A 24973-nucleotide genomic window follows, 5' to 3' on the forward strand; every position below is an offset into this window, starting at 1 on the left:
GCAAGGCCGTCTTTTAACACATCAACTCCGATTTCATTTTTCTTGATAATCAGGTCTGACATGGATACTAAAAAGCTATTCAAACATATACCCTGGGTGCTCCTCGGCATCCTCGGCGCCTTCTGCTTATCCGTCATTGCTTTACGACGCGGTGAGCACGTCAGTGCGCTGTGGATCGTGGTCGCTTCCGTTTCTGTTTATCTCGTGGCGTATCGCTACTACAGCTTGTACATCGCGCAAAAGGTGATGAAGCTCGATCCGACACGTTCTACCCCGGCTGTTATTAATAATGACGGCCTGAACTACGTACCCACCAACCGTTACGTCCTGTTTGGTCACCACTTTGCCGCTATCGCAGGCGCTGGTCCGCTGGTCGGCCCGGTGCTGGCAGCGCAAATGGGCTACCTGCCGGGTACCCTGTGGCTGCTGGCAGGCGTTGTGCTGGCAGGTGCGGTGCAAGACTTTATGGTGCTGTTTATCTCTTCACGCCGTAACGGCGCCTCTCTGGGTGAGATGGTGAAAGAAGAGATGGGCCGCGTGCCAGGGACTATCGCCCTGTTTGGCTGCTTCTTAATCATGATCATCATCCTCGCCGTGCTGGCGCTGATCGTGGTAAAGGCCCTCGCAGAAAGCCCGTGGGGCGTGTTCACCGTTTGCTCCACTGTACCGATTGCCCTGTTTATGGGTATCTACATGCGATTCCTGCGCCCAGGCCGCGTGGGTGAAGTGTCGGTCATTGGTATCGTGCTGCTGGTGGCCTCCATCTACTTCGGCGGCATCATCGCCCACGACCCGTACTGGGGCCCGGCGCTGACCTTCAAAGACACTACCATCACCTTCGCGCTGATTGGTTATGCCTTCATCTCTGCGCTGTTGCCGGTATGGCTTATCCTCGCACCGCGTGACTATCTGGCAACTTTCCTGAAAATCGGCGTTATCGTGGGTCTGGCGCTGGGTATTGTTATCCTCAACCCGGAACTGAAAATGCCTGCGGTCACGCAGTATATCGACGGTACCGGCCCGCTGTGGAAAGGTGCGCTGTTCCCGTTCCTGTTTATCACCATCGCCTGTGGCGCGGTCTCTGGCTTCCATGCGCTGATCGCTTCCGGTACCACGCCGAAACTGCTGGCGAATGAAACCGACGCGCGTTTTATCGGTTACGGCGCCATGCTGATGGAGTCCTTCGTTGCGGTGATGGCACTGGTTGCGGCATCCATTATTGAACCGGGTCTCTACTTTGCAATGAACACCCCGCCTGCTGGCCTTGGCATCACAATGCCGAACCTGCATGAGTTGGGCGGCGACAACGCACCGATGATTCTGGCGCAGTTGAAAGATGTCACCGCGCACGCGGCGGCAACGGTAAGCTCCTGGGGCTTTGTTATCTCCCCTGAGCAGATTCTGCAAACGGCAAAAGATATCGGCGAACCGTCCGTACTGAACCGCGCAGGCGGTGCACCGACGCTGGCTGTGGGTATCGCCCACGTGTTCCACAAAATCATGCCGATGGCGGACATGGGCTTCTGGTACCACTTCGGTATTCTGTTTGAAGCACTGTTCATCCTGACTGCGCTGGACGCCGGTACCCGTGCTGGCCGCTTTATGCTGCAGGATCTGCTGGGTAACTTCGTGCCATTCCTCAAGAAAACCGACTCACTGGTCGCCGGTATTATCGGTACCGCAGGTTGCGTTGGGCTGTGGGGCTACCTGCTGTATCAGGGTGTGGTTGACCCGCTGGGCGGCGTGAAAAGTCTGTGGCCGCTGTTCGGTATCTCTAACCAGATGCTGGCGGCTGTCGCGCTGATGCTGGGTACAGTGGTGCTGGTGAAAATGCAGCGCACCAAATACATCTGGGTCACCGTGGTTCCTGCTCTGTGGCTGCTGCTGTGCACCACCTGGGCGCTGGGCCTGAAACTGTTCAGCACCAATCCGCAACTGGAAGGCTTCCTGTTCATGGCTAACCAGTACAAAGAGAAGATTGCTGCCGGTGGCTCTGAGCTTACCGCACAGCAGATTGCCAACATGAACCATATCGTGGTGAATAACTACACCAACGCAGGTCTGAGTATTCTGTTCCTGGTGGTCGTGTACAGCATCATCTTCTACGGTATCAAGACCTGGCTGAAAGTGCGTAACAACACCGTGCGTACCGACAAAGAAACCCCATATGTTCCGGTACCGGAAGGCGGCGTGAAGACCTCTTCACATCACTAAAAAAACGGCGGGTGGCGCTGCGCTTACCCGCCCTACAAGGTTCTGTAGGCCCGGTAAAGCGTAGCGACACCGGGCTTTTTCTTATCAGGATGCGTTATGTTTGGTAACTTAGGTCAGGCCAAAAAATACCTCGGTCAGGCGGCAAAAATGCTGATTGGCATCCCGGATTACGACAACTACGTCGAACATATGAAAACCAATCATCCGGATAAACCCTGGATGACGTACACTGAGTTTTTCCGCGAACGTCAGGAAGCGCGCTACGGCGGAAGTGGAGAAGGTGGCGTGCGCTGCTGCTAAAGGAGAGAACATGACACCGATTGCTGTCACCCTGTTAACCGGTTTTCTCGGCGCCGGCAAAACCACCCTGCTGCGTCATATCCTCAACGAGCAGCACGGCTTCAAAATCGCCGTTATCGAGAATGAATTCGGTGAAGTCTCGGTTGACGATCAACTGATTGGCGACCGCGCCACGCAGATCAAAACGCTCACCAACGGCTGTATTTGCTGTACGCGTTCCAGCGAGCTGGAAGACGCGCTGCTGGATTTACTCGATAGCCTTGATCGCGGTGACGTCACCTTTGATCGCCTGGTGATCGAGTGCACCGGTATGGCCGATCCCGGCCCAATTATCCAGACCTTCTTTTCCCATGAGATCCTCTGTCAGCGTTACCTGTTAGATGGCGTGATTGCGCTGGTGGATGCCGCCCATGCGGATGAGCAGATGAATCAGTTCACCATCGCCCAGTCGCAGGTAGGCTATGCCGACCGTATTCTGCTGACCAAAACCGATGTCGCTGGTGAAAGTGAAAAACTGTGCGAACGTCTGGGCCGCATCAACGCCCGCGCGCCGATTTATACCGTCACTCATGGCGATATCAATCTCGGGCAGTTGTTTAACACCAACGGTTTTATGCTGGAAGAGAACATCACCTCAGGACCACGCTTCCACTTTATCGCGGATAAGCAGAACGACGTCTCATCGATTGTGGTGGAGCTGGATTATCCGGTCAATATCAGCGACGTTTCCCGGGTAATGGAAAACCTGCTGCTGTCGTTTGCCGACAAGTTATTACGCTATAAGGGCATGTTGTGGATTGATGGCGAGCCCAACCGCCTGCTGTTCCAGGGCGTACAGCGGCTTTATAGCGCCGACTGGGACCGCCCGTGGGGCGACGAGCCGCCGCACAGCACGCTGGTGTTTATCGGCATTCAACTGCCGGAACAGGAAATCCGCGACGCCTTTGCCGGACTGAAAGCCTGACGTCGTACTACACAAAAGCCAGTTTACCGACCTTCGCCAGTAAACTGGCTTTTGCCTGATCCAACAGATCCGCATTGGTGCGACTCGACAGCGTGTCGCGCGCTTTCAGACCCAGAAAATAGCTAATCCGCTCCATATTGGCCCCGGACGGATGCGGCAATCCCGACAATATCCGCGCCTCGTCCAGCACGCCCCGACTTGCCAGCAGGTTTACCCCTTCGGTCGCCACCGGCCCCAGCGGAATAAATACCGCTTTTTTCAGCGCCGCCGCTTCCTGGGCGAATCCTTCATCAATTGACGCTCTCAATAACGTGGAGCGGGAAAAATGCGGCGTGCCGTTGTAATTGACGCCTTTGACAAACAGCGGCTGGGTATACAGCGACGTACAGTGCACCAGCCCGGTATGGTCGGTAAAAAGCTGCGCCGTGGAATCCAGCGAGAGCATCTGTGCCAGGCCAATACCATCAAGCAATTTGACCAGGTTATTACGCAGCGGCCCGCTAAAGGCCCCGTGTTTTTTCGCCTCACGTAACGCCAGCGCGTCATCGCCGCCCTCACGCAGCACTTTCTGCGCCGTCGTCACCGCGTTATACCACTGCACATATCCCGGCGTTATCCCCACCAGCACCACCAGCGCACGGGTATTTACCGCATCAAAAGGGATGTAGTACTGCGCGAGGTTTCCCTCCTGCGCCAGCAAAAATTCCGCAGGTAACTCACCGGGCGTTTTGCGACCGGAAAAAGTGACGATAGCGTCGCGAAAGCGGGACAAATTAGCAGAAATAGCGCTCATGGTTTCTTTTCACCCAGGGTCAATCGAGGGAACATCATACGTCGGATGATGGCTGGAACACCCATTTCTTAGCGCTCGTTAACGGCTTGCGAAGGCGTTTCGGGCAGTGCGGCTGCGTCTCCCTCCACAGCGGTGGGCTCCTGTATCGCTTCGACGATCATCGCCATCCGTTCGTGCTCGAAATCACGGTGGGAAATCTCAAGCTTCGGTAGCTCCTTGTTGACCTTCTCGGAGAGTTTGCCAAAGCGCTCCACTCTGCCATACAGCCCCTGACTACCCACCAACGAGGTCACGGTAGCGTTGTACTGGTTGCTGGCGGTGGTCAGTGTGCCGCCAAGCTTGCTTAAACGCTCTGCCACCAGGCAGACGGTATTGAAGATTTCCCCGGCACGTTCACTGATTTCCCGCGCTTCGCTGTTGCTGCGTTCAATCATCCACAGGTTAGAGACGGTACGCAGAATCGGAATCAGCGTGGTATGGGAGACCAGCACAATCCCTTTGCGGTAGCCGTATTCAAACAACCCTTTATTCGTTTTGAGTGCCTCAATATAGGCCGCTTCGATGGGCATAAACATCAGTACAAAGCTCGGGCTTCGAATACCCGCCAGGTTGGTGTAATCCTTCGATGCCAAATCATCGATGTGGCGGCGTACCGCCATGATGTGCTCATCCATCGCGTGCTGCTGCGCTTGTGGCGTTTCGGCCGAACAGGCGCGATCATAGGCATTCAGCGACACTTTACTGTCGATAATGATGTGCTTATTGTCCGGCAAGCGGATCAGGTAGTCCGTCTGTTTCCTGCGCCCGTTTTCGTCTGTAAAGGCGCTCTGCACCTCAAAGTGCTCTTTTTCCACCAGCCCGCTCATCTCCAGGGTACGGCGCAATTGCGCTTCGCCCCAGGCACCGCGCTGTTGGGAATCGCCTTTTAGCGCCGAGGTCAGGTTGGTCGCCTCGGTACTCATTTTCAGACCGACATCGAGCACCTTTTTAATCTCTGCATTCAAATCGGCATTGCCACGAATGGAGGCGTCATGCACTTCATTGATCCGTTTCTGGAAGCCCTCAATTTGCTCGCGAAACGGCTTAAGCATGTCATCCAGGCTGTTTTTGCTGGTGGTGGTGAAGGTTTTGCCCTTCTCTTCGAAAATCTTATTGGCGATATTTTCAAACTCGCGCGACAGGGATTTTTTGGTCTCTTCCAGGCTGGCAAACTGTTCGCGGAAATGGTGCTCGCGCTGTTCAAGCGTGGTTTTCAGCTCGGTATAGTCATGGTCAAGCTGGCCCGACAGACGACGCTCTTCTTCCAGTTGCGCTTCTGTTCTGGTCAGACGCTGCAAGAGCTCATCCGCTCGCCCTTTCAGATCGCTGATTTGCTGACGCATGGCGCTGACGTCGATATCCCGCTGATGCTTTTCCTCGCGCGCCGCATCGGTTTTGGCTTCCTGCTCACGCAGCAGTTTTTTGGTTGCCGCCAGCTCGTCCTCCGCCAGCTCATGGTCATGCTCCAGCGCGGCCATTTTGCGGGTAAATGTCTGTTGGGTGAGAAGCCAGCCAAACGCGCCCCCCAGCAGGGCGGCAATCACAGCGGCAATCATCGTAAGCGTCATGTCAGAGCATCCTTTATCCATCTTTTCTGCGACTACCATACCCCCGGCAAACGAAGATGCAATATTTGGTTTTCGCCCTGCCTTTCTCCTTCACCTCTTTGGGAAGAAGGCCGGGATGAGGGGAACCGTCACCACCACGTTTCACTTTGAAAACCAAGCGAAACTGCGTCTCTGCTCTATGCTTAAACCATGGACAAAATCACAGAACTCAAACGAGCCAAACGCCTGGCGCTCTCATTACTGTTGATCGCGGCTGCGATCTTCATTGTTACCCTTTTTCTGCCACCCAACTTCTGGGTCAGTGGGGTGAAAGCCATTGCCGAGGCGGCAATGGTCGGCGCGCTGGCAGACTGGTTCGCCGTGGTGGCGCTCTTTCGCCGTGTCCCTATTCCTTTTATCTCCCGCCACACGGCCATTATCCCACGCAATAAAGATCGTATTGGCGACAACCTCGGCCAGTTCGTGCAGGAAAAATTTCTCGACACCCAGTCGCTGGTGGCACTCATTCACCGTCATCAGCCAGCGCAGATGATTGGTGTCTGGTTCAGCCAGCCGGATAACGCCCGTCGTGTCGGCCAGCACCTGATGCAGGTCATGAGCGGATTTCTGGAGCTGGCAGACGACACACGCATCAAAAACCTGCTTAAACGCGCGGTACATCGGGCGATCGATAAAGTCGATCTCACCGAAACCGGCGCGCTGATGCTGGAGAGCATGACCAAAAACCAGCGCCATCAGGTATTGCTGGATGCCCTCATCGGCCAGATGATCCTGTTACTGCAAAAAGAGAGCAGTAGGGACTTTATCGCCAGCCAGGTCGTGCGCTGGCTGAAAACGGAGCATCCGCGTAAGGCCAAAATTTTACCCACCGAGTGGCTGGGTGAACAAAGCGCCGTAATGGTTACCCGCGCGGTGAATACGTTGCTGGATGATGTCACCCACGATAGCGCGCACCAGATCCGCCGGGCCTTCGATAAAGCCGTACTGAAACTGATCGCCAATCTGAAAACCGACCCGGAGATGGCCGCCAGAGCCGATAACATTAAACGCTACCTGAAAGGAGATGACGCGTTTAACCGCTATCTGGGAGAGATGTGGGGTGACCTGCGCGACTGGATGAAAGCCGATATGCAGGCCGACGATTCACGTATTAAACAGCGCATCACCGAAGCCGGGCTGTGGTTTGGCGAAACGCTGCTGGCGGACGGCGCGCTACGTGCATCGCTTAACGAACACCTGGAACAGGCGGCTCACAGCGTCGCACCGGATTTTGCCGCGTTCCTCACCCGCCATATCAGCGATACGGTGAAAAGTTGGGATGCCCGCGATATGTCGCACCAGATCGAGCTGAATATTGGCAAAGACCTGCAATTCATCCGCATCAACGGCACGCTGGTCGGCGGCTCGATTGGCCTGGTGCTTTACCTGCTCTCGCAGATCCCCGCCCTGCTTTCGCTGCCCGCAGGATAAAACAAATAAAAACATGAACATGAAGGTGAGTTACTCACCCCCGCTCAGTTGTTACATTTCATCTGCCGTGACCACACGTTGCACAGCAGCAAGGACTCTCTCAGGCTTAATGATCGCCATAGGCTGATCCGGATATTCGGCAAGCTCCATCGCCTGCATGGGTGATTCCTTAATGACGATATGACGTTCAGGATCCTGAAGCGGCCCGGTATGAGCGGGATTTGCAGTTACAAAGAGGCTGACCGTTTTCACCTTAAGGGCAACCGCAAGATGAAGAGGCCCGGTATCAGGGGTAACAAGAACATCGAACCCGGCAATGCACTCAACCAGTCCGGTCAAGGAGCATTTCCCGACATAATCGTTGATCCTGCCGAGTTCCTGATCGCTAAACCCATCAAGAAAAGCTTCTGCCAGTCCCCTTTCGGCTGGAGAACCGATCAAGGCTATTTCGAATTTATTACCCGCGGCGAGCAATAATTTTGCAAGCTCTTTGAAATATTCAACCGGCCACTGGCGCAATTTTTCAGAAGCGCCCAACTGGAAACCAACGACCACTTTATCTGGCGAAGTTGAGATATTTTTGACGGGATAGGGGATCTGCATCTGAATATTTTTTGTAGAACACCCCATAAAATTGACCAACGCTAGCTTTCGCTCTATCAAATGGCCAGGAAAATTATTTTCAGGCATCGATGTCACCTGCTTACGCATAGCCAGATCGCTTCCGTTGTACGCATCTTTTAGCACAAAAGGGATTTTAGCCAGAGCAGCACAAAGCACATCATACGGACTCTTGGAATGAAGCAGGACCGCCACATCCGGTTTGCTAGCACGAAGGCGTCTGGCGACACTCGATACATTATTAACTTTTTGATCCCAATAAATAATGTTTTCGAACCACGGACTGTTTTCAACGAGTGCCTTATTTTTATGGCTTGATATAAGCGTCAGCGCGGCATCAGGATACCGTTCTTTTATTGCCAGGATCGCCGGTGTATTGAGTATCAAATCGCCAAGTGCTGTTGTAGAAAAAATGGCAATGCTTTTTACGCGCTCTGCGTTATATTCACTTGTACCACAAAGCTTATTTCCCGTTAAAAAGCGATAGCAACCAATGGCCGCTGAAATTAATGCATTTTTAAATTTTTTGGATGCCATCAAACGCTCTCCCGATGAATCCGTTGTTTTATTTTATCACTTCAATAATTTTTACTGATTGATAACCACCAACCCATTGTCAGCTTCGCTTGATGTGTAAAGAACAAAGCCTGACGAATCGCCATAAAATAACATAAAAGACGTGAATATTTCTGCGGTTGGTCATGACGCAAACCAAAAACGGCCCGGTATGCGCCAGCGGCGCCAGCGCACATGTGAAACGCAAAGGTGCCAACTACCCGCCGGTTAAAAAACAGGCAAAATTAACGTCGACATATAAATTGTCTGCTCGCACAATAGAAGAGCGCGGTAAGAAAAACCGTAAAAGGAGACTGTTATGTCATGGAAGCCCGCATTTTTCGCCCGTTACGCCGGGGTCTTTATCTTCCCGATGGCGCTGGTGCTGTATGATTTTGCCGCCTACCTCACCACCGACATGATCCAGCCGGGCATCATTCAGGTGGTGCGCGATTTTGATGGCGATGTCAGCCTCGCCCCGCTCTCTGTCAGCCTGTATATGGCAGGTGGCATGGCGCTGCAATGGGCGTTAGGCCCACTGTCCGACAGAATTGGTCGCCGCCCGGTGCTGCTGACCGGGGCGCTTATCTTTACCCTTGCCTGTATCGCCACGCTGTTCACTACCACCTTTGAACAGTTCCTGGCGGCGCGCTTTATTCAGGGCACCAGTATCTGTTTTATCTCCACGGTCGGGTACGTCACCGTTCAGGAAGCCTTTGAACCGACCAAAGCCATTAAGCTGATGTCGCTTATCACCTCGGCGGTACTGCTGGCCCCGGTGATTGGGCCCCTTGGCGGCGCTGCGTTAATGCATTTTGTCCACTGGAAGGTGATTTTCGCGGCGATCGCCGTCCTCGGTTTTGTGGCCTGGCTTGGGCTGATGCTGGCGATGCCGGAAACCGTAAAAAGGCAGGAGACGCCGCTACGGGCAATGAGCGTAGTCCATGACTTTTGCGCGGTATTTCGCAACCGCGTGTTCCTCAACGGGGCCGCCACGCTCGCGCTCTATTACATTCCACTCATGTCCTGGGTGGCCGTCTCCCCGGTGATTCTGATCGATGCAGGCGGCATGACCACTGCGGAATTCGCCTGGGCGCAGATCCCGGTCTTTGGCGCGTTGATCGCTGCCAATATCGTGGTGATGCGCTTTGTGGAAGATCCGACCAATCCGCGTTATATCCGTCGTACCGTGCCCATCCAGCTTATCGGGCTGGTGACATTGCTCGCCGGAAATCTGCTCTTTCCGCACCTCTGGTTCTGGTCGGTAACCGGCACCAGTATCTATTGCTTTGGTATCGGTCTGATTTTCTCGACCCTTTTTCGTTTTACGCTGTTTACGAATAACTTACCGAAAGGCACTGTGTCAGCATCGCTCAATATCGTGGTGCTGAGCACCGTGGCGATCGCCATTGAGGGCGCACGCTGGCTGTGGTTCTCCGGCGGCGGGCGCATTCCATTTCATCTGCTGGCGCTGGTTACAGGCGGCGTTGCCATACTCTGCCTCAACCGTCTGGTGCGACGGGTACAGCAGTACGAAAGCGCTCAATGCCGCTAATCTCGCGGCAGATCAACAATTCCATATATTCAATAAGGTTATAATTCTTCCTTCGGCGGCAGCAGGCCGCCTCTTTTTTCATTGTCTCCCGTGTTACGGGGAAGGAAAAATCATGTCTCTTATTACAGAACTTCCGGAAGTATTTGAGCAATTCTCCGACGCCCGCCAGAAAGGTTTTCTCACCGTGATGGAACTGAAAGAACAGGGGATCCCGCTGGTCGGCACCTACTGTACTTTTATGCCGCAGGAAATCGCGATGGCCGCGGGAGCAGTCGTGGTCTCATTGTGCTCCACCAACGACGAAACCATTGAAGAAGCGGAAAAAGATCTGCCGCGTAATCTCTGCCCGCTGATTAAAAGTAGCTATGGTTTCGGTAAAACCGACAAATGTCCGTACTTCTATTTTTCCGACCTGGTGGTGGGCGAAACCACCTGCGACGGCAAGAAAAAAATGTACGAATACATGGCAGATTTCAAAGCCGTCCACGTAATGCAACTGCCTAACAGCGCGACGGATGACGCCTCCCGGGCGCTGTGGAAATCGGAAATTCTGCGCCTGCAACAGCACATCGAGGAGCGCTTCGGCCAGCCGATCAGCGAAACCGCCCTGCGCGAGGCCATCGTACTGAAAAACCGTGAACGTCAGGCAACGGCTGATTTCTACCGTCTGGGGCAGTTAAATCCGCCCGCGCTGAGCGGGGCAGACATCCTGAAAGTGGTGTACGGCGCAACCTTCCGTTTCGATAAAAACGCATTGATTGCCGAGCTCAATGAGATGACCACCCGCGTCAAGGCCGAGTGGGAACAGGGCAAGCGGCTGGAATCCCGTCCGCGCATCCTGATCACCGGCTGCCCGATTGGCGGCGCGGCCGAAAAAGTGGTGCGTGCCATTGAAGAGAACGGCGGTTGGGTGGTGGGCTACGAGAACTGCACCGGGGCGAAAGCTACCGAACGCAATGTGGCGGAGGACGGTGATGTCTACGACGCGCTGACCGACAAATATCTGGCGATTGGCTGCTCCTGCATTTCACCTAACACCGAACGCCTGCGTTTACTGAGCCAGATGGTCGAAGAGTACCAGGCCGACGGCGTGGTGGACGTGATTTTGCAGGCCTGCCACACCTACGCGGTGGAATCACTCGCCATCAAACGCCACGTGCGCCAGCAGCACAACATTCCCTACATGGCGATTGAGACGGATTACTCCACCGCCGATATCGGGCAGCTCAGCACCCGTGTCGCCGCGTTTATTGAGATGCTCTAAGGGGTCAGGGTGACGTTCACGATAGGTATTGATTCCGGTTCAACCACCACCAAAGGGATATTGCTGGAGGGGAACGCCATTGTCCGGCGTTTCCTCTGCCCGACGTCATTTCGCCCGGCGGACAGCATCCATAACGCCTGGGAGACACTGCGGGCAGGGCTGGAGGAAAAACCCTTCCTGACGCTTACCGGCTACGGGCGGCAACTGGTGGATTTTGCCGATAAGCAGGTAACAGAGATTTCCTGTCACGGGCTGGGCGCGCGCCTGCTGTTGCCGGAGGCACGCACCGTCATTGATATCGGCGGTCAGGACAGCAAGGTTATCCAGCTTGATGAACAGGGCAATCTCACCGATTTTCTGATGAACGACAAATGCGCCGCCGGAACAGGGCGCTTTCTGGACGTCATTTCACGCACTCTGGGTACTACGGTAGAGGCGCTGGACGGGATCACCGACGGCATCGCGCCGCATCCGCTGACCAGCATGTGCACCGTGTTCGCCGAATCAGAAGTGATCAGCCTGCGCTCAGCGGGCGTTGCTCCCGAGGCGATTCTGGCGGGTGTGATCAATGCGATGGCACGACGCAGCAGCCATTTTATTTCACGGCTCACCACTCAGGGACCGCTGCTGTTTACCGGCGGCGTCAGCCATTGCGCCCGTTTTCGTACCATGCTGAGCGAGCATCTGAAGATGGCAGTGTATACCCATGACGATGCTCAATACGCGGGGGCGATTGGCGCGGCGCTGATTGGTCAGCGCCAGAGGGGACGTTGATGGAAGAGTTCCTGTTTTTATTTCACTCCACCGTAGGCGTCGTGCAGACCCGCAAGCTGCTGCAGGCATCCGGCGTGTCGTTTCGCGTGGCGGATATCCCGCGCACCCTGCGCGGCGGCTGCGGGTTATGCATTCGCCTGCAGTGCCCACCCGGTACCGAACAGCAGTGGGTGCTGCCCGGCGCGACCCAGGCGATTTACCGCTGCGAGGGAGAAGCGTTTAAGCAGGTGGCGGTGTATGAGTCGTCGCCCGGATAAGGCGCAGCCGCAGCCGGGAGCGCGTTACCGCGAAGCTCTGCTATGATGCCCTTTTTCTCTTACCAGGAAACCCGATGAGCAAAATCGATCTCAGCCACAGCGAACGCGAGATGCTTCGCGAAAAGCTGCAACGCTACTGCATCGACAACTTCGACCTCGAACTGGAACAATTCGACGCCGAATTCTTTGTCGATTTCGTCATTGAAAATATCGGCCCGACGCTGTTTAACGCCGGGATCGATGAAGCCATCCGCACGCACGCCGCTTACAGCGAACGCATTCAGGAAGAGATGGATCTGAAAAAAATCTACTGATCTTCGACCACAAACCGCGTCGCCTCGAAACGGTTTAAGATCAGGTGCACCAGAAACACCATCGTTAGTGTGCCCAACAGAGCGACCGTCACCGACACAATGCGATAAAGATCGCTGAACACCAGGTCGGTATCCGGGTGCAGGTTCTGCCCAAACATAATGCCGATGGTGGTAACGCTGGCAAAACCGACACCCGCTCCCACCTTTTCCATCACGTGCAGTCGCGCGCTAAACGCCAGCCCGAGGCCTATCAGCGGCATCATCAACAACATATGGCTACTGTGATTGTAGAGAATCAACTGCACCAGCAAGATATACAGACAGGCGAGAATCACCCCCACCACACGCCACAACGAACTCATCACCGCACCGCGATAATGCATCGGGAACAGGATCAAAATACCCGCCATCAGCGCTGACAGCGAATCACTGAGATCGCTTATCTGGAACACGACAAAAATCATCGTCGCCACGGTCCCGGAGAGCAGGGACTCATGCCGCACGCGGGCATCGCTTTTTTCGATCCGCGGCGGCGGATTGCGCGGCGCCACATCCGGGATCAGGTAATTCATCAGCGCACTGAGGGCTACCGCCATCACACTGGCTTCAATATTGGAGAAAATCAACGTGTGCCAGTCGCTGGTCGGGTAGCTCATAAAGTTGAGCATAGTGCTCTGACACACCACCCCCGCCGAACCAAACAGGAACAGCGGCCCCTTACTCATAAAGCGAAAACGCATCACATACAGGCCGAATACCACCAGCGTCATCATCAGCGGCCATTTCGACAAATAGCCGATGATCAGCACCATTTCGACGCAGTTTAGTACCGCGCTAAAAATAAACTGCTTCGCCACGTGGCGGTTAAACACCGGCACCAGCGAGAGCAACATCACCGGGTAGACGACATAAAAGACGCCATAGCTGGTGTTGTAAAAGCTCGAGATACTCAGCGCGATCATCCCGGCAAACACAATGCGCAGCGTCTGGCGAAAATCATTCGCCGTATAGACGATGTTGCCGTGCGGCGTAAAGACGCGCGCGAGGGTATTAATAGACATAGTGCAGCCAGCTAACGAGATGGATTTGCAGCCCCGAGAAGAAGCGGGCAAACGGCCCTTCGCTGTTATATAGCTGCACGGTGGCGCGCGCGCCGGTCGGCAGGGATTTGGGCAAGGCGTCATCCAGCGCCACGTGAATACGCATGCGCTGCGCATCACGCACCCAGCGGTTGGAGGTTTCCGGTTCCGACAGCTCGCCGTTAACCGCTTGCTGCCCGGCTAACACCCCGGCATCACTACTGGTGACATGGCCACGAAACACATGGCCCGGCAATGCATCAAAGACCACCGCGGCATCGGTACCGACGTGAGTGTGACGTAAACTTTTCTCGCGAAAATCCGCCACGATATCTGCACTGTCATGCACCAGCGCCAGGGTTGCGCTCCCGGCAGCGGCATAATAGCCGGGGCTCAGTTGCAGGTTACTCACTTTACCGTCGACCTCGGCACGCACCTGCGTCCAGCCAAGATTGAGCTGCGCCTGCTCGAGGCTATTTTGATATTTTTGCAGCGTCACGTTGCGGCTGTCATCGCGCTCGCCACGTTCGATAGTCAGAGCGTGGATCGTCGCGTTGAGGTTATTCACCGACTGCACGCTGCTCTGCCATGTCGTGCGCACCTTATCCAGGTCAGATTGCGAGACGTTTTGCATCGCCCCCAGACGCTGATAGCGGTCAAAGGTGACTTTGTCATTTTGCGCGGTAAGCTGTGCGGTTTTCAGGTTCGCTTCGGCTGCCGCAATCTGCGCATCCAGTTGCTGATTGGTAAGACGCGCCTGCGCCAGCGCGATTTGCGCGGCTTCCACCTGGTTGTTAAACGGCGTGGCATCCAGCTCGTAGAGCAAGTCACCCTTCTTCACCACGCTGTTATTTTGCACGTAGACCTTCGCAACATAGCCGGAAACGCGCGAAGACACCGGGGTCACCACGCGCATTACGGTGGAGTCCGGCGTCAGCGGGATCCAGATATCGGCAACGATAAAGTAGACAAACATCAGCAGGAAAGAGGCAATACTCACCCTTACCCAGCGGGCAAACTTTTGTTCTGGCGTCATCATGATTTATTTAGTCTTGTTATCTTCTTCGCGGATATTCCGCAAATTGCAGGCGATCTGATTCAATGTCGCGCTGAAAATGTCCATATTTTCAGCCGGGATGTTTTGCGCCGCACGTTCCTGACAGGCTTCAATCACACGGGTGATTTTTTCCAGCATGGCATGACCTTCCGGCGTGAGCGTCAGCAGGCGGATGCGCTTGTCATAGGGGGATATCGTGCGCACAAGCAATCCCTGATTTTCAAGCTGGGTGAGGGTACGCATCAGCGGCGGCAGTTCAATGCCCTGCACTTCCGCCAGTTCACTGACCGAGACGTTATCTCCTAGCTGGCGAAGCTGCATCAGCACCGTCCAGCCCGACTGGGTGAGGCCGGTATCGGCAAGCGCATGATCAATGGTGGCGCGCCACTGGCGCACAATCATCGCCATTCGCATTCCCAGCGGCCTGCGGGCAAACAGTTCGTCTTCGGTCATGTGAGGTTCCTCATTAAGCGGTGAGGAGGATAATAGTTATCATGATAAGTATCAAGAAACACAGGTATGAAAGAGCATGGAATGCGAAAGAGAAAACTGCCAGCCGCGCAGGCTGGCACGGCGTTCAGGGACGCAGAATAATGCGCCCAAGCAGATGATTCTCTTCGGCATAACGATGCGCTTCAACAACATCAGCCAGCGCAAACTGCTTGTCGATCACGACACTAAATTGCTTGTCACGCGCATCAAGAAGTAGCTTGTCTACGGACGCCCTGGCCTCTTCATACGCCAGTTCTCGCCCCCAGAATAGCCCGCTGAGGTGTTGATTCGCCTGCTGTAAGGCCATCAAATCGACATGCGGGGTTCCCCCCGCATTACCTGCCAGCACCACGGTTCCCCACTCACGAAGACAGGCAAGAGACTGGTCAAGCGTTGACCCCACGAGATCCAACACGCTGTCCACCCCGGCGCCCTCCGTCAGCCGTTTTACTTCTGCGACGATGTCCTGCTGACGGTAGTCCAGCGCCACATCCAGCCCAAGCTGAGCGAGTTGCGCGATACGCTCGCGACCGGAAAGCGTTGCCAGCACCCGTGCGCCCCGAGCCTTTGCCAGTTGAATCGCCGCGACGCCAACGCCCCCGGCACCGCCCTGAATCAGTAGTGTCTCACCGGCTTTAAGGTTCAGGCGCGAAAACAGCGCTCGCGCAGCCGTACCAAAACTGACCGGGATAACCGCAGCGGCAGCCACATCCAGCCCTTGCGGAATAACCCAGGACCACGCGGCAGGGGCCACGCGATATTCCGCATGAGAGCCTGCAAGGGCAATGGTCGTGACTCGTTGGCCTGGATGGCGATCTTTCACGTTTGCGCCAACGGCAACAATGCTGCCCGCCGCCGAATAACCGGGAATCGCCCCTTCTGGCCCAGGCGCTGCAGTCGCGCGATTGATTACATCGCCGCCCTCAAGCGCAATGGCTTCAATTTTGACCAGCACATCATCCGGGCCACAGACCGGCAGGGGCACATCGCGATAATGCAGAACATCCGGTTTTCCTGGTTGAAAATAGACGGCGGCTTTCATGGTATTCATTACCTTCTCCCCCTCGTCGTGATGCCGAAATGCAGGAGACACGCGCCATACAGGATGTAACGCCTTGTCACCTGCTACAGGTTTTGCGTACAAACTCTCAGCCTATACACTCATCCCGCAGAGGCAACGTGCGTAAATTTTAAGCGCACGAAACGTATCCTCGCCCACTACCGCCGGGAAGATCGGACGACTTTTGTTTTGATCGCGCAGCATGGCTCGCCAGGCACTTCCGGTCCGTAGCCCGGCTAAGCGTAGCGCAGCCGGGAAGCCACAACCCGGCAAGCAATCGAATGAAATTAAAGATATTTAAAGGCCACAGGCACTTTATCAAACCTTAGAAAATGGCATGATGTAACAAATTACTCGGTGAATGGATTGTCATGAGAAATTATAAAGTCATTACTCCGTTGTTCCCGACCTACGCACAAACCCGGGCCATGATGAAAGCCATAGCAGGGTGCTCCGTAAAATCGGTCCGAAATATGATCACCGCCATTCAGGAACAGACCGGCACACCGCAGAACCCCGTGGACTGGTCCGAGCCGGATATCTGGCTGAAAGAAAGGCTCAGCGGCGAGGATGCGAAAATCGCCTGGCAGATCTGGAAGACAGATAACCATGTCCTTAATCCGCGCCACAGCTACGGTTGTTATATGTTTATCAACAACCCGCTTTTCGATCTGATGCAAACCCATGAGGACGGCGGCTGGTACCCCAGCGAACAAGGGCGACTCTTTCTTGCCGGGGATGAAGCCACACTTCGTCGGCTGGACGATATCGAAGGTATGCTGCAATTACTGGAGCTATTGGCCGGTCGCGAGCAGGCACGGCGCGCCGATCTGCTACCCGAATGGCAGGCGTTCTTACATCAACACTCCAAATTCGCCTCCCCCAGCTCCGTCAAAACCACCCTCTATGCCCGGCTGTATAACCTGATTGAGCGCGACCTGGTCGCCCGTGAAGGGATGAGCTACAAAATCACCGACGCCGGAAGAAAGTGGCTGGGCAAGGCGCTGCCTGAACGTAAAACCGATCCACGCAAAGAGCTGCTCGACGCAGTGAAACGCTATAACCAGCAACAAAAAGAGCTGCTGCGCGAGCAAATCAGCACCATGAATCCGTACAAGTTTGAGCATCTGGTTGGGCAATTGCTGGAAGCCATGGGCTACGAACAGGTGGAAGTCACCAAAGCCTCTGGCGATAAAGGTGTGGACGTGGTCGGTAAAGTGCAGGTCGGCATCACCACCATTACCGAAGTGGTGCAGGTAAAGCGAATGCAAAACACCATTACCCGCCCGTTTATCGACCAGCTGCGCGGTGCATTGCCCTACCACAAAGCTATTCGCGGCACGCTAATCACCACTGGAAAATTTGCGGCGAAATGCGCAGAGGCGGCGTTATTCCCCGGTGCCGCGCCGATTACGCTCATCGACGGCGACCGTCTGCTGGAGCTGTTGATTGAAAATAACGTCGGGATCAGGCGCAGTAATGCGGTTGAGCTGCTGGATGTAGATTTACAGCTGTTTGATGAGTTGGAGATTGAGTCATAAGCACGAAAAGTCGCGGCCAGTAAGGTCGCGCCCTCTTCTTCCCATCACTCAGACATCATCACTATCTACAAATTACTCATCACTCCCATTCTTTAGCCTTTTTAAAGTGTTACGCACAACATCCTGCTCTTATAACGCTTGATAAAAAAACGTGCAGCGTTATGATTTTGGAAGACGTCTCGCAAAACGAACCTTTTCACCCTTTGCATTTTCAGCAATACGCTGCGGGTGATCGCTGCAAGGAGCTTAATCTTTGACAACCGCCAGCCCAACTCAACAAACAAACTTTGATTTCCTGGCAGAATACGATCCGCTATTGGTTCAAATCACCGCCACCGCAGAACGTCTATTCTCCAGCGATCCCAATACCACGCTGATGAAGCTACGCCAGTTTGGTGAAGCGCTGGCGCAAAATATTGCTGCCCGGTTGAATATTAGCCGGGAAGATAATCCAAACCAGCAAGAGTTGCTCTACAGGTTGGACAGAGAATTACAGTTTGATCCTGCCATCCGTCAGTTATTTCATACGCTGAGAATTGAAGGTAATAAAGCGACGCATCAGTTCCAGACCCGTCACCGTGAAGCGATGGATGCGCTGAAAGTCGCCCGTGCGCTGGCAATTTGGTTCCACCAGACATTTGGTGATGCCGGTAGTCAGTTTAATCCGGGTCCTTTTGTTCCGCCGCATGACCCAAGTGAACAGCTCAATAAATCTCAATCTGCCATCGAACAACTCAAACAAACCTTATTGGCAGCGAACCAAAAGCTAGAATCCAGCGAGCAGCTTCAGAATTTACTTAAACAGCAAAAAGAAGAATATGAGCAACTGGCTCACGAAATGGATATTGAGGCCAGAGAACAACAGCAATTACTGGAAATGAGCCAGCAGGATCTGCAAACGCTCCAGCAAAATTATGAAGCGAAGCTCACCGCCTTGCAGGCGCAGCTTGCTCAGCAAACACAGCAAGCCATTACGGCCCAGCGCAAAGAGTTTGGCCGCAAGTCCAGCTATGCCCGCAAGCACATCATTACCGAAGAGCTGACGCGGATCCTGATTGACCAGCAGCTCAATGAATGGGGCTGGCTGGCAGATACTCAGGAAATCACCTGGAAAAAAGGCTCCCGCCCTGAAAAAGGGGTGAACAAAGCCATTGCAGAATGGCCGACCTTTGCCGATGACGAACATGGCAGAGCAGATTACGTTCTTTTCTGCGGGCTCACCCCCGTCGCAACCGTTGAAGCAAAAAGAAAAAACGAAAATGTGGCCGGGAAAATCCCCCAGGCCGAGCGCTACAGCAAAGGTTTTCAGTTTGACGCATCCATGATCCCCGCCTGGTCTGAAGAAGGGCGCGTCAAAGGCTGGGAAGATGGTGTGAATAGCGTTTATCAAATTCCTTTCGTGTTCTCTTGCAACGGTCGGCCTTATATCAAACAGTCCGCCGAACACTCCGGCACGTGGTTCCGCGATGTTCGCTCGCCTGATAATACCCGCTATCCACTGGAAAGCTTTATCACGCCAGAAGGTCTGATGGACCGCCTGCATCGTAGCCGGATGGAAGCAGAAGCCAAATTGCATCAAGAGCCGTTTAGCTATCTTGGCTTGCGTGATTACCAGGTCAACGCGGTTAAGGCCGTCGAGTCCGCACTGGAACAGGGCTCGCGTGAAGCGTTGCTGGCTATGGCGACCGGGACAGGCAAAACACGTACCATTATTGGCTTAATCTACCGCTTTCTGAAGGCCGAACGCTTTAAACGGATACTCTTTCTCGTCGACCGCTCTGCGCTCGGTGAACAGGCGCAGGATGCTTTTAAAGAGGCTTCGCTGGAACAGAACCAGACGCTTTCACAAATCTATAATGTCGCCGAGCTGGGTGATATGGCGGCAGAAGCAGAAACCCGCGTACAGGTTGCCACAGTGCAATCCATGGTCAGCCGGATCTATCGTTCCGGCACGCCGCCTGCGGTAGATACCTACGACTGCATCATCATCGACGAAGCGCACCGTGGTTACACGCTGGATCAGGAGATGACCGAGGGCGAACTCTCTATCCGCGATAACGCCCAATATCTCTCCAGCTATCGTCGGGTGCTCGACTATTTTGACGCCGTAAAAATCGGCCTGACCGCCACCCCGGCCAAACACACCAGCGAGATTTTTGGTCACCCCGTTTATGTTTATTCCTACCGGGAAGCGGTGGCGGAAGACTGGCTGATTGACCACGAACCCCCGGTTCGCTATGAAACCCAGCTCAGTAAATACGGTATTCACTTTGAGGCTGGCGACACCGTCAGTGCCGTGGATGCAGAAACGGGGGAAATCGATACCAGTGAGCTGGAAGACGAGCTAAATTTCGACGTCAATGCCTTCAACCGTAAAGTGATCACCGAAGATTTCAACCGGGTGATCTGCGAAGAGCTGGCGAAAGAGATCGATCCTTCCGGCGATGAAAAAACGCTGATTTTCTGCGCCACGGACGCCCACGCAGATATGGTTAAGCGCCTGCTCGATGAGGCCATGGGCGCGGTCAACCCCGACTTTAATCAGGCCGCGATTGAGAAGATCACCGGCAAGAGCGATCAGGTCAGCAAGCTTATCAAGCGTTTCAAAAACGAACGCTACCCCAGCATTGGGATCACCGTGGATCTGTTAACCACCGGTATTGACGTTCCGGCGATCACCCATCTGGTCTTCCTGCGTCGGGTAAAATCGCGCATTCTGTACGAGCAGATGATCGGTCGCGCCACCCGTCGCTGCGACGATATCGGCAAAACCGTCTTCTGGATCCACGATCCGGTGGATATTTACGCCACGCTTCAGGATGTGAACACCATGAAGCCGCTGGTGAAAAACGCGGGCGTCAGCATCGAGCAACTGGTTGAAGAGCTGTCGAATGACGATGTGCTGGAAACGGCGCTGAACAATCCAGGCGATAGCCCAACGGAAACCCAGGCGGATAGCTTACTCAATCAGCTCAGCCAGAAAATTATGCGCGTCCTGCGTAAGGCGGAGAAAAAGGCCGAAAAACGCCCGGAAGTCCGCCAAAAACTCAATGAACTGGAAGAGCTCTGGGGCGTGGAGCCAAAACAGTTGCACCAGCACCTGCATAAGCTTGGCCCGCAGCAAGCCTCGGCGTTTCTCAAGCAGCATCGCAATCTGATCCGCCAGTTAAGCGATGTCGGAGCCCTGCTGGGCAGCGAGTACCGCCCGGTGATTTCAGACCATGATGATGAACTCATCAGCAAAGAGCAGACCTACGGGCGCTACCAGAAACCCGCCGACTACCTGCAAAGCTTCAACGAGTTTATCTCCACACAAATCAACCAGTCCGCGGCGCTGTCGGTGGTGATTAACCGTCCACGCGACCTGACGCGTGAGCAGCTAAAAGAGATCCGGCTTTTGCTGGATGAAGCAGGCTACAGCGAGGCCAGCCTGCGCTCGGCGGTGCGAACCCAAAGCAGCCAGGATATCGCCGCCACCATCATTGGGCATATTCGCCAGGCCGCGCTCGGTGAACCGCTTATTCCGTTCGAGGAACGCGTTAAGCTGGCGCTGGACAAAATCTATGCCCAGCATAGCTGGAGTAAAGTGCAGAAACGCTGGCTGGAGCGGCTGGCAAAACAACTGGTGCATGAAGTGGTGCTGGATAAAAACTTCGTTAACCACCTGTTCTCCGCCGACGGCGGAACAAAGAAGCTCAACAGCCTGCTGGACAACCAACTGGACACCATTCTCGATCAGATGAGCGATGCATTGTGGGCACCAAAATCCGCCTGATCGTGATACCCTCCCCCATCATTTTTTGACAGACAAGCCGGGTAACCGGCCTCAACCGGAATAGCTATGAGTAACAACGAAATCGTTCAGAAACTCTGGAATCTTTGTGACGTCCTGCGTGACGATGGCATCAACTACAGTGATTACGTCACCGAGCTGGTATTACTGTTGTTTATCAAGATGGTGCACGAGAATACCGAAGCGGAAACGCTGGATAAACACATCCTGCCAGAAGGGTGCCGCTGGAGCGATTTAAATAGCAAATCCGGTCTTAACCTGCTGAACGACTACAAACAAATTCTGCTGAAACTCTCTACCGGTAAAGACGCCGAAGGCAAACTGGTCCACGCCGACCCGCTGATCACCGCAATTTATGCCGACGCGCAAACGCGCCTACGCGAGCCGCGCCACCTGGAGCAGTTGATCCGCTCGCTGGATCAGATTGACTGGTTCAGCGCGCAGAAAGACGGTCTGGGCGACCTGTATGAAGGGCTGCTAGAAAAGAACGCCGGTGAAACCAAGTCCGGTGCAGGGCAGTACTTTACCCCGCGTGCGCTGATCAACAGCATGGTGCGCTGCATCAAACCGCGGCCGGGCGAAGTGATTCAGGATCCTGCCGCCGGTACTGCGGGCTTTTTGATTGCCGCCGATCAGTACATCAAGGCCAACACCGACGATCTGTACGATCTGTCGGACAAAGAGCGCGTGTTCCAGAAGAACAAAGCCTTTATCGGCGTTGAGTTGGTGCCGTCCACCCGCCGTCTGGCGCTAATGAACTGCCTGCTGCACGGGATGGAAGGCGATGAAAAAGGCGTGGTACATCAGGGCAACGCGCTGGGCATGGCCGGGCAGTCGCTGGCGAAAGCCGATATCATTTTAGCCAACCCACCGTTTGGTACCTCCAAGGGCGGAGAAGCCAGTATTACCCGCGATGACCTTACCTATAACACCAGCAATAAACAGCTGGCCTTTTTACAGCATATTTACCGCAACCTGAAGCCGGGCGGTCGTGCCGCCGTTGTGCTGCCTGATAACGTGCTGTTCGAAGCCGGGGTCGGTGCCGACGTGCGTCGCGACCTGATGAACAAATGCAACCTGCATACCATTCTGCGTTTACCGACCGGGATTTTCTACGCGCAGGGCGTGAAAACCAACGTGCTGTTTTTCACCAAAGGCACCGACGCCGATAAATACCAGGAAGAGAACTGCACCGAAAACGTCTGGGTGTATGACCTGCGTACCAATATGCCGAGCTTCGGCAAGCGCACGCCGTTTACCGAGCAGCACCTGCAGCCGTTTGAAACCGTCTACGGTGAAGATCCGCACGGCTTAAGCCCGCGTACCGAGGGTGAATGGAGCTTTAACGCCGAAGAAAGCGAAGTCGCCGACAGCGAAGAGAACAAAAACACCGACCAGCACCAGGCCACCAGCCGCTGGCGTAAGTTCAGCCGCGAATGGATCCGCACGGCCAAATCCGATTCGCTGGATATCTCCTGGCTGAAGGATAAGGACAGCATCGACGCCGACAGCTTGCCAGAGCCGGACGTGCTGGCGGCGGAGGCGATGAGCGAGCTGGTGCAGGCGCTGGGCGAACTGGACGCGCTGATGCGCGAGCTGGGCGTGGGCGATGAGGCGGATGCGCAGCGCCAGTTACTGAGTGAAGCGTTTGGTGAGGTGAAGGCATGAGTGGGGGAAAATTGCCGGAGGGGTGGGTTGATACTCAATTAGGCAATATTGTTGACTATGGTAAAGCGACCAAAAGAGTTTTATCTGACGTTAATGATGACACATGGGTACTTGAACTCGAAGATATTGAAAAAGAATCATCAAAGCTATTAAGTACAGTCAGGGCAAGCGAGCGTCCGTTCAAAAGTACTAAAAATAGCTTTAAAAAAGGTGATGTGCTTTATGGAAAGCTACGTCCTTATCTCAATAAAATTATTATTGCAGAAGAGGATGGTGTTTGTACTACCGAGATTATTCCCCTAAGTGCGGAACCTTCATGCTGCAATAAATACATTTTCTACTGGCTTAAAAGCTCAACATTCCTGGGATATGTTAATGATGTCAGTTATGGCGTTAATATGCCCCGCCTCGGTACAGCTGATGGTCTTAAGGCACCATTATTGCTCGCCCCTCTTGCTGAGCAAAAAATCATCGCCGAAAAACTCGATACGCTGCTGGCGCAGGTAGACAGCACCAAAGCACGTCTTGAGCAAATCCCGCAAATCCTCAAACGTTTTAGTCAGGCGGTACTAGCAGCTGCTGTCAATGGGAAACTAACAAAAGAACTTCATGAGACAAATCAATTCAAGCAAACGGACTTGAGTATTTCAATTCCATCTTCATGGAAAATAGGTGAAATCGGTCAATTTGTGGATGTGAAGGGTGGTAAAAGGTTACCAAAAGGTGAATCATTAATAACTGAGAATTCAGGCTTTCCATATATTAGGGCTGGACAATTAAAGAATGGAACAGTTATTCCAGAAGGACAATTATACTTAGAAGAACATACACAGAAAAGCATTTCAAAATATACAGTCGCCACTGGAGATCTTTATATAACCATAGTTGGTGCATGTATCGGTGATACAGGTATCATTCCCGAAGAATATAACAATGCAAATTTAACAGAAAACGCTGCTAAGCTGTGTAATTTAAAGGAAGAAATCTCCAACAAATTTCTTTCTTTATGGCTAAGGAGTAGCTATCTTCAGGATGTTATAAACTCAGAAATAAAATCTGGAGCTCAAGGTAAACTTGCTTTAGCAAGGATAAAATCACTTCCCTTACTGCTACCTCCGCTACCTGAACAACACGAAATCGTCCGCCGCGTCGAACAACTCTTCGCTTACGCCGACACCATCGAAAAACAGGTCAACAACGCCCTGACCCGCGTCAATAACCTCACCCAGTCGATCCTGGCGAAGGCCTTCCGCGGCGAGCTGACCGCCCAGTGGCGTGCGGAAAACCCGGATCTGATCAGCGGTGAAAACAGCGCCGCCGCCCTTCTGGAAAAAATCAAAGCCGAACGCGCTGCCAGCGGTGGTAAAAAAAACACGCGAAAAAAAGCCTGACCGTTATTTTCAAGCGCATCTGATCGGTGCGCTTTTTATTATTTTCGCCGTATCCATAACCGTCAAAAATATATCCAGCTCTTTCCTGTTCATTCCCATTACAGTCTATTTTCAGCTGGACTTTCCTTCTATTCCCTGATGATATGTACAGGTATTTAACGCAAGACGCCCGTGCTGCAACACGAGCGCCTTGCTAATCACAAC

Annotated in this window: 20 protein-coding genes; 13 read left to right on the forward strand and 7 right to left on the reverse strand. The window is 54.0% G+C overall.

Annotation, left to right across the window (positions count from 1 at the left end):
• The first annotated feature begins 60 nt into the window (after positions 1-60).
• The 3 genes from ACS0RQ_RS23930 (at position 61) to yjiA (ending at position 3478) form a co-directional block, all read left to right on the forward strand.
• The gene (locus ACS0RQ_RS23930; protein WP_271848725.1) at positions 61-2214 is read left to right on the forward strand and encodes a carbon starvation CstA family protein; all 2154 of its coding nucleotides are present in this window, start codon (positions 61-63) and stop codon (positions 2212-2214) included.
• Between the two features lie 96 nt (positions 2215-2310).
• Positions 2311-2514, forward strand: a complete 204-nt coding sequence (locus tag ACS0RQ_RS23935) for a YbdD/YjiX family protein (protein ID WP_039078221.1) — start codon at positions 2311-2313, stop codon at positions 2512-2514.
• Between the two features lie 10 nt (positions 2515-2524).
• A complete protein-coding gene (yjiA, locus tag ACS0RQ_RS23940) occupies positions 2525-3478 on the forward strand; it encodes a GTPase (protein WP_271848724.1) in 954 nt (317 codons plus the stop codon).
• Positions 3479-3485: 7 nt separating this feature from the next.
• On the opposite strand, the gene ACS0RQ_RS23945 is transcribed toward yjiA, so the two are convergent.
• The gene (locus ACS0RQ_RS23945; RefSeq protein WP_271848723.1) at positions 3486-4271 is read right to left on the reverse strand and encodes a hypothetical protein; all 786 of its coding nucleotides are present in this window, start codon (positions 4269-4271) and stop codon (positions 3486-3488) included.
• 68 nt (positions 4272-4339) lie between these two features.
• Positions 4340-5878, reverse strand: a complete 1539-nt coding sequence (locus ACS0RQ_RS23950; RefSeq protein WP_271848722.1) for a DNA recombination protein RmuC — start codon at positions 5876-5878, stop codon at positions 4340-4342.
• Between the two features lie 189 nt (positions 5879-6067).
• Between ACS0RQ_RS23950 and ACS0RQ_RS23955 the strand changes: the two genes are divergently transcribed.
• Positions 6068-7348: a DUF445 domain-containing protein gene (locus ACS0RQ_RS23955; RefSeq protein WP_271848721.1), complete on the forward strand. Its 1281-nt coding sequence runs from the start codon at positions 6068-6070 to the stop codon at positions 7346-7348.
• 51 nt (positions 7349-7399) lie between these two features.
• Here the strand turns inward: ACS0RQ_RS23955 and ACS0RQ_RS23960 are convergent, their stop codons facing one another.
• Positions 7400-8506, reverse strand: coding sequence for a glycosyltransferase family 9 protein (locus tag ACS0RQ_RS23960; RefSeq protein ID WP_271848720.1), 1107 nt, complete (start codon positions 8504-8506; stop codon positions 7400-7402).
• Between the two features lie 337 nt (positions 8507-8843).
• Between ACS0RQ_RS23960 and mdtM the strand changes: the two genes are divergently transcribed.
• From mdtM to ACS0RQ_RS23985, 5 genes are all read left to right on the forward strand, one after another.
• The gene (gene mdtM, locus ACS0RQ_RS23965) at positions 8844-10079 is read left to right on the forward strand and encodes a multidrug efflux MFS transporter MdtM (protein ID WP_271848719.1); all 1236 of its coding nucleotides are present in this window, start codon (positions 8844-8846) and stop codon (positions 10077-10079) included.
• A gap of 112 nt (positions 10080-10191) precedes the next feature.
• Complete coding sequence (locus ACS0RQ_RS23970) at positions 10192-11343, forward strand: double-cubane-cluster-containing anaerobic reductase (protein ID WP_271848718.1); 1152 nt, start codon at positions 10192-10194, stop codon at positions 11341-11343.
• A gap of 9 nt (positions 11344-11352) precedes the next feature.
• Complete coding sequence (yjiL, locus tag ACS0RQ_RS23975) at positions 11353-12117, forward strand: putative 2-hydroxyacyl-CoA dehydratase activator YjiL (RefSeq protein ID WP_271848717.1); 765 nt, start codon at positions 11353-11355, stop codon at positions 12115-12117.
• Positions 12117-12374, forward strand: coding sequence for a putative Se/S carrier protein (locus ACS0RQ_RS23980; protein ID WP_271848874.1), 258 nt, complete (start codon positions 12117-12119; stop codon positions 12372-12374). The genes yjiL and ACS0RQ_RS23980 overlap by 1 nt, the downstream gene beginning before the upstream one ends.
• Before the next feature lie 74 nt (positions 12375-12448).
• Positions 12449-12688: a DUF2164 domain-containing protein gene (locus tag ACS0RQ_RS23985; protein WP_110295106.1), complete on the forward strand. Its 240-nt coding sequence runs from the start codon at positions 12449-12451 to the stop codon at positions 12686-12688.
• Here the strand turns inward: ACS0RQ_RS23985 and ACS0RQ_RS23990 are convergent.
• From ACS0RQ_RS23990 to ACS0RQ_RS24005, 4 genes are all read right to left on the reverse strand, one after another.
• The gene (locus ACS0RQ_RS23990) at positions 12682-13749 is read right to left on the reverse strand and encodes a DUF2955 domain-containing protein (protein ID WP_079497324.1); all 1068 of its coding nucleotides are present in this window, start codon (positions 13747-13749) and stop codon (positions 12682-12684) included. The two genes, ACS0RQ_RS23985 and ACS0RQ_RS23990, sit on opposite strands and share 7 nt — an antisense overlap.
• Complete coding sequence (locus ACS0RQ_RS23995) at positions 13739-14806, reverse strand: HlyD family secretion protein (protein WP_107223751.1); 1068 nt, start codon at positions 14804-14806, stop codon at positions 13739-13741. Before ACS0RQ_RS23995 ends, ACS0RQ_RS23990 begins: the two co-directional genes overlap by 11 nt.
• 3 nt (positions 14807-14809) lie before the next feature.
• Positions 14810-15277 (reverse strand): MarR family winged helix-turn-helix transcriptional regulator, encoded by a 468-nt coding sequence (locus ACS0RQ_RS24000; protein WP_271848716.1) that lies wholly within the window; start codon positions 15275-15277, stop codon positions 14810-14812.
• 124 nt (positions 15278-15401) lie between these two features.
• Positions 15402-16367, reverse strand: a complete 966-nt coding sequence (locus tag ACS0RQ_RS24005; RefSeq protein WP_271848715.1) for a quinone oxidoreductase family protein — start codon at positions 16365-16367, stop codon at positions 15402-15404.
• Between the two features lie 380 nt (positions 16368-16747).
• Here ACS0RQ_RS24005 and ACS0RQ_RS24010 point away from each other — a divergent pair, with 380 nt between their 5' ends.
• The 4 genes from ACS0RQ_RS24010 to ACS0RQ_RS24025 all read left to right on the forward strand — a co-directional run bounded on the left by ACS0RQ_RS24010 (position 16748) and on the right by ACS0RQ_RS24025 (position 24769).
• Positions 16748-17917, forward strand: coding sequence for a restriction endonuclease (locus ACS0RQ_RS24010; protein WP_271848714.1), 1170 nt, complete (start codon positions 16748-16750; stop codon positions 17915-17917).
• 253 nt (positions 17918-18170) lie between these two features.
• Entirely contained in the window at positions 18171-21692 is a 3522-nt protein-coding gene (gene hsdR / locus ACS0RQ_RS24015) for a type I restriction-modification system endonuclease (RefSeq protein ID WP_271848713.1), read from the forward strand.
• A gap of 66 nt (positions 21693-21758) precedes the next feature.
• The gene (locus ACS0RQ_RS24020) at positions 21759-23378 is read left to right on the forward strand and encodes an N-6 DNA methylase (protein ID WP_271848712.1); all 1620 of its coding nucleotides are present in this window, start codon (positions 21759-21761) and stop codon (positions 23376-23378) included.
• A complete protein-coding gene (locus ACS0RQ_RS24025) occupies positions 23375-24769 on the forward strand; it encodes a restriction endonuclease subunit S (protein ID WP_271848711.1) in 1395 nt (464 codons plus the stop codon). Before ACS0RQ_RS24020 ends, ACS0RQ_RS24025 begins: the two co-directional genes overlap by 4 nt.
• Positions 24770-24973: the final 204 nt, after the last annotated feature.

It is taken from the genome of Phytobacter diazotrophicus, from assembly GCF_052061655.1.
GTDB classification, from domain to species: Bacteria; Pseudomonadota; Gammaproteobacteria; order Enterobacterales; family Enterobacteriaceae; genus Phytobacter; species Phytobacter diazotrophicus.

Excerpts from the sequence above, each read along its gene's own strand:
- ACS0RQ_RS23930 (WP_271848725.1), top strand. The coding sequence starts at position 61 with ATGGATACTAAAAAGCTATTCAAACATATACCCTGGGTGCTCCTCGGC.
- ACS0RQ_RS23935 (WP_039078221.1), top strand. The coding sequence starts at position 2,311 with ATGTTTGGTAACTTAGGTCAGGCCAAAAAATACCTCGGTCAGGCGGCA.
- yjiA (WP_271848724.1), top strand. The coding sequence starts at position 2,525 with ATGACACCGATTGCTGTCACCCTGTTAACCGGTTTTCTCGGCGCCGGC.
- ACS0RQ_RS23945 (WP_271848723.1), bottom strand. The coding sequence starts at position 4,271 with ATGAGCGCTATTTCTGCTAATTTGTCCCGCTTTCGCGACGCTATCGTC.
- ACS0RQ_RS23950 (WP_271848722.1), bottom strand. The coding sequence starts at position 5,878 with ATGACGCTTACGATGATTGCCGCTGTGATTGCCGCCCTGCTGGGGGGC.
- ACS0RQ_RS23955 (WP_271848721.1), top strand. The coding sequence starts at position 6,068 with ATGGACAAAATCACAGAACTCAAACGAGCCAAACGCCTGGCGCTCTCA.
- ACS0RQ_RS23960 (WP_271848720.1), bottom strand. The coding sequence starts at position 8,506 with ATGGCATCCAAAAAATTTAAAAATGCATTAATTTCAGCGGCCATTGGT.
- mdtM (WP_271848719.1), top strand. The coding sequence starts at position 8,844 with ATGTCATGGAAGCCCGCATTTTTCGCCCGTTACGCCGGGGTCTTTATC.
- ACS0RQ_RS23970 (WP_271848718.1), top strand. The coding sequence starts at position 10,192 with ATGTCTCTTATTACAGAACTTCCGGAAGTATTTGAGCAATTCTCCGAC.
- ACS0RQ_RS23980 (WP_271848874.1), top strand. The coding sequence starts at position 12,117 with ATGGAAGAGTTCCTGTTTTTATTTCACTCCACCGTAGGCGTCGTGCAG.
- ACS0RQ_RS23985 (WP_110295106.1), top strand. The coding sequence starts at position 12,449 with ATGAGCAAAATCGATCTCAGCCACAGCGAACGCGAGATGCTTCGCGAA.
- ACS0RQ_RS23990 (WP_079497324.1), bottom strand. The coding sequence starts at position 13,749 with ATGTCTATTAATACCCTCGCGCGCGTCTTTACGCCGCACGGCAACATC.
- ACS0RQ_RS23995 (WP_107223751.1), bottom strand. The coding sequence starts at position 14,806 with ATGATGACGCCAGAACAAAAGTTTGCCCGCTGGGTAAGGGTGAGTATT.
- ACS0RQ_RS24000 (WP_271848716.1), bottom strand. The coding sequence starts at position 15,277 with ATGACCGAAGACGAACTGTTTGCCCGCAGGCCGCTGGGAATGCGAATG.
- ACS0RQ_RS24005 (WP_271848715.1), bottom strand. The coding sequence starts at position 16,367 with ATGAATACCATGAAAGCCGCCGTCTATTTTCAACCAGGAAAACCGGAT.
- ACS0RQ_RS24010 (WP_271848714.1), top strand. The coding sequence starts at position 16,748 with ATGAGAAATTATAAAGTCATTACTCCGTTGTTCCCGACCTACGCACAA.
- ACS0RQ_RS24020 (WP_271848712.1), top strand. The coding sequence starts at position 21,759 with ATGAGTAACAACGAAATCGTTCAGAAACTCTGGAATCTTTGTGACGTC.
- ACS0RQ_RS24025 (WP_271848711.1), top strand. The coding sequence starts at position 23,375 with ATGAGTGGGGGAAAATTGCCGGAGGGGTGGGTTGATACTCAATTAGGC.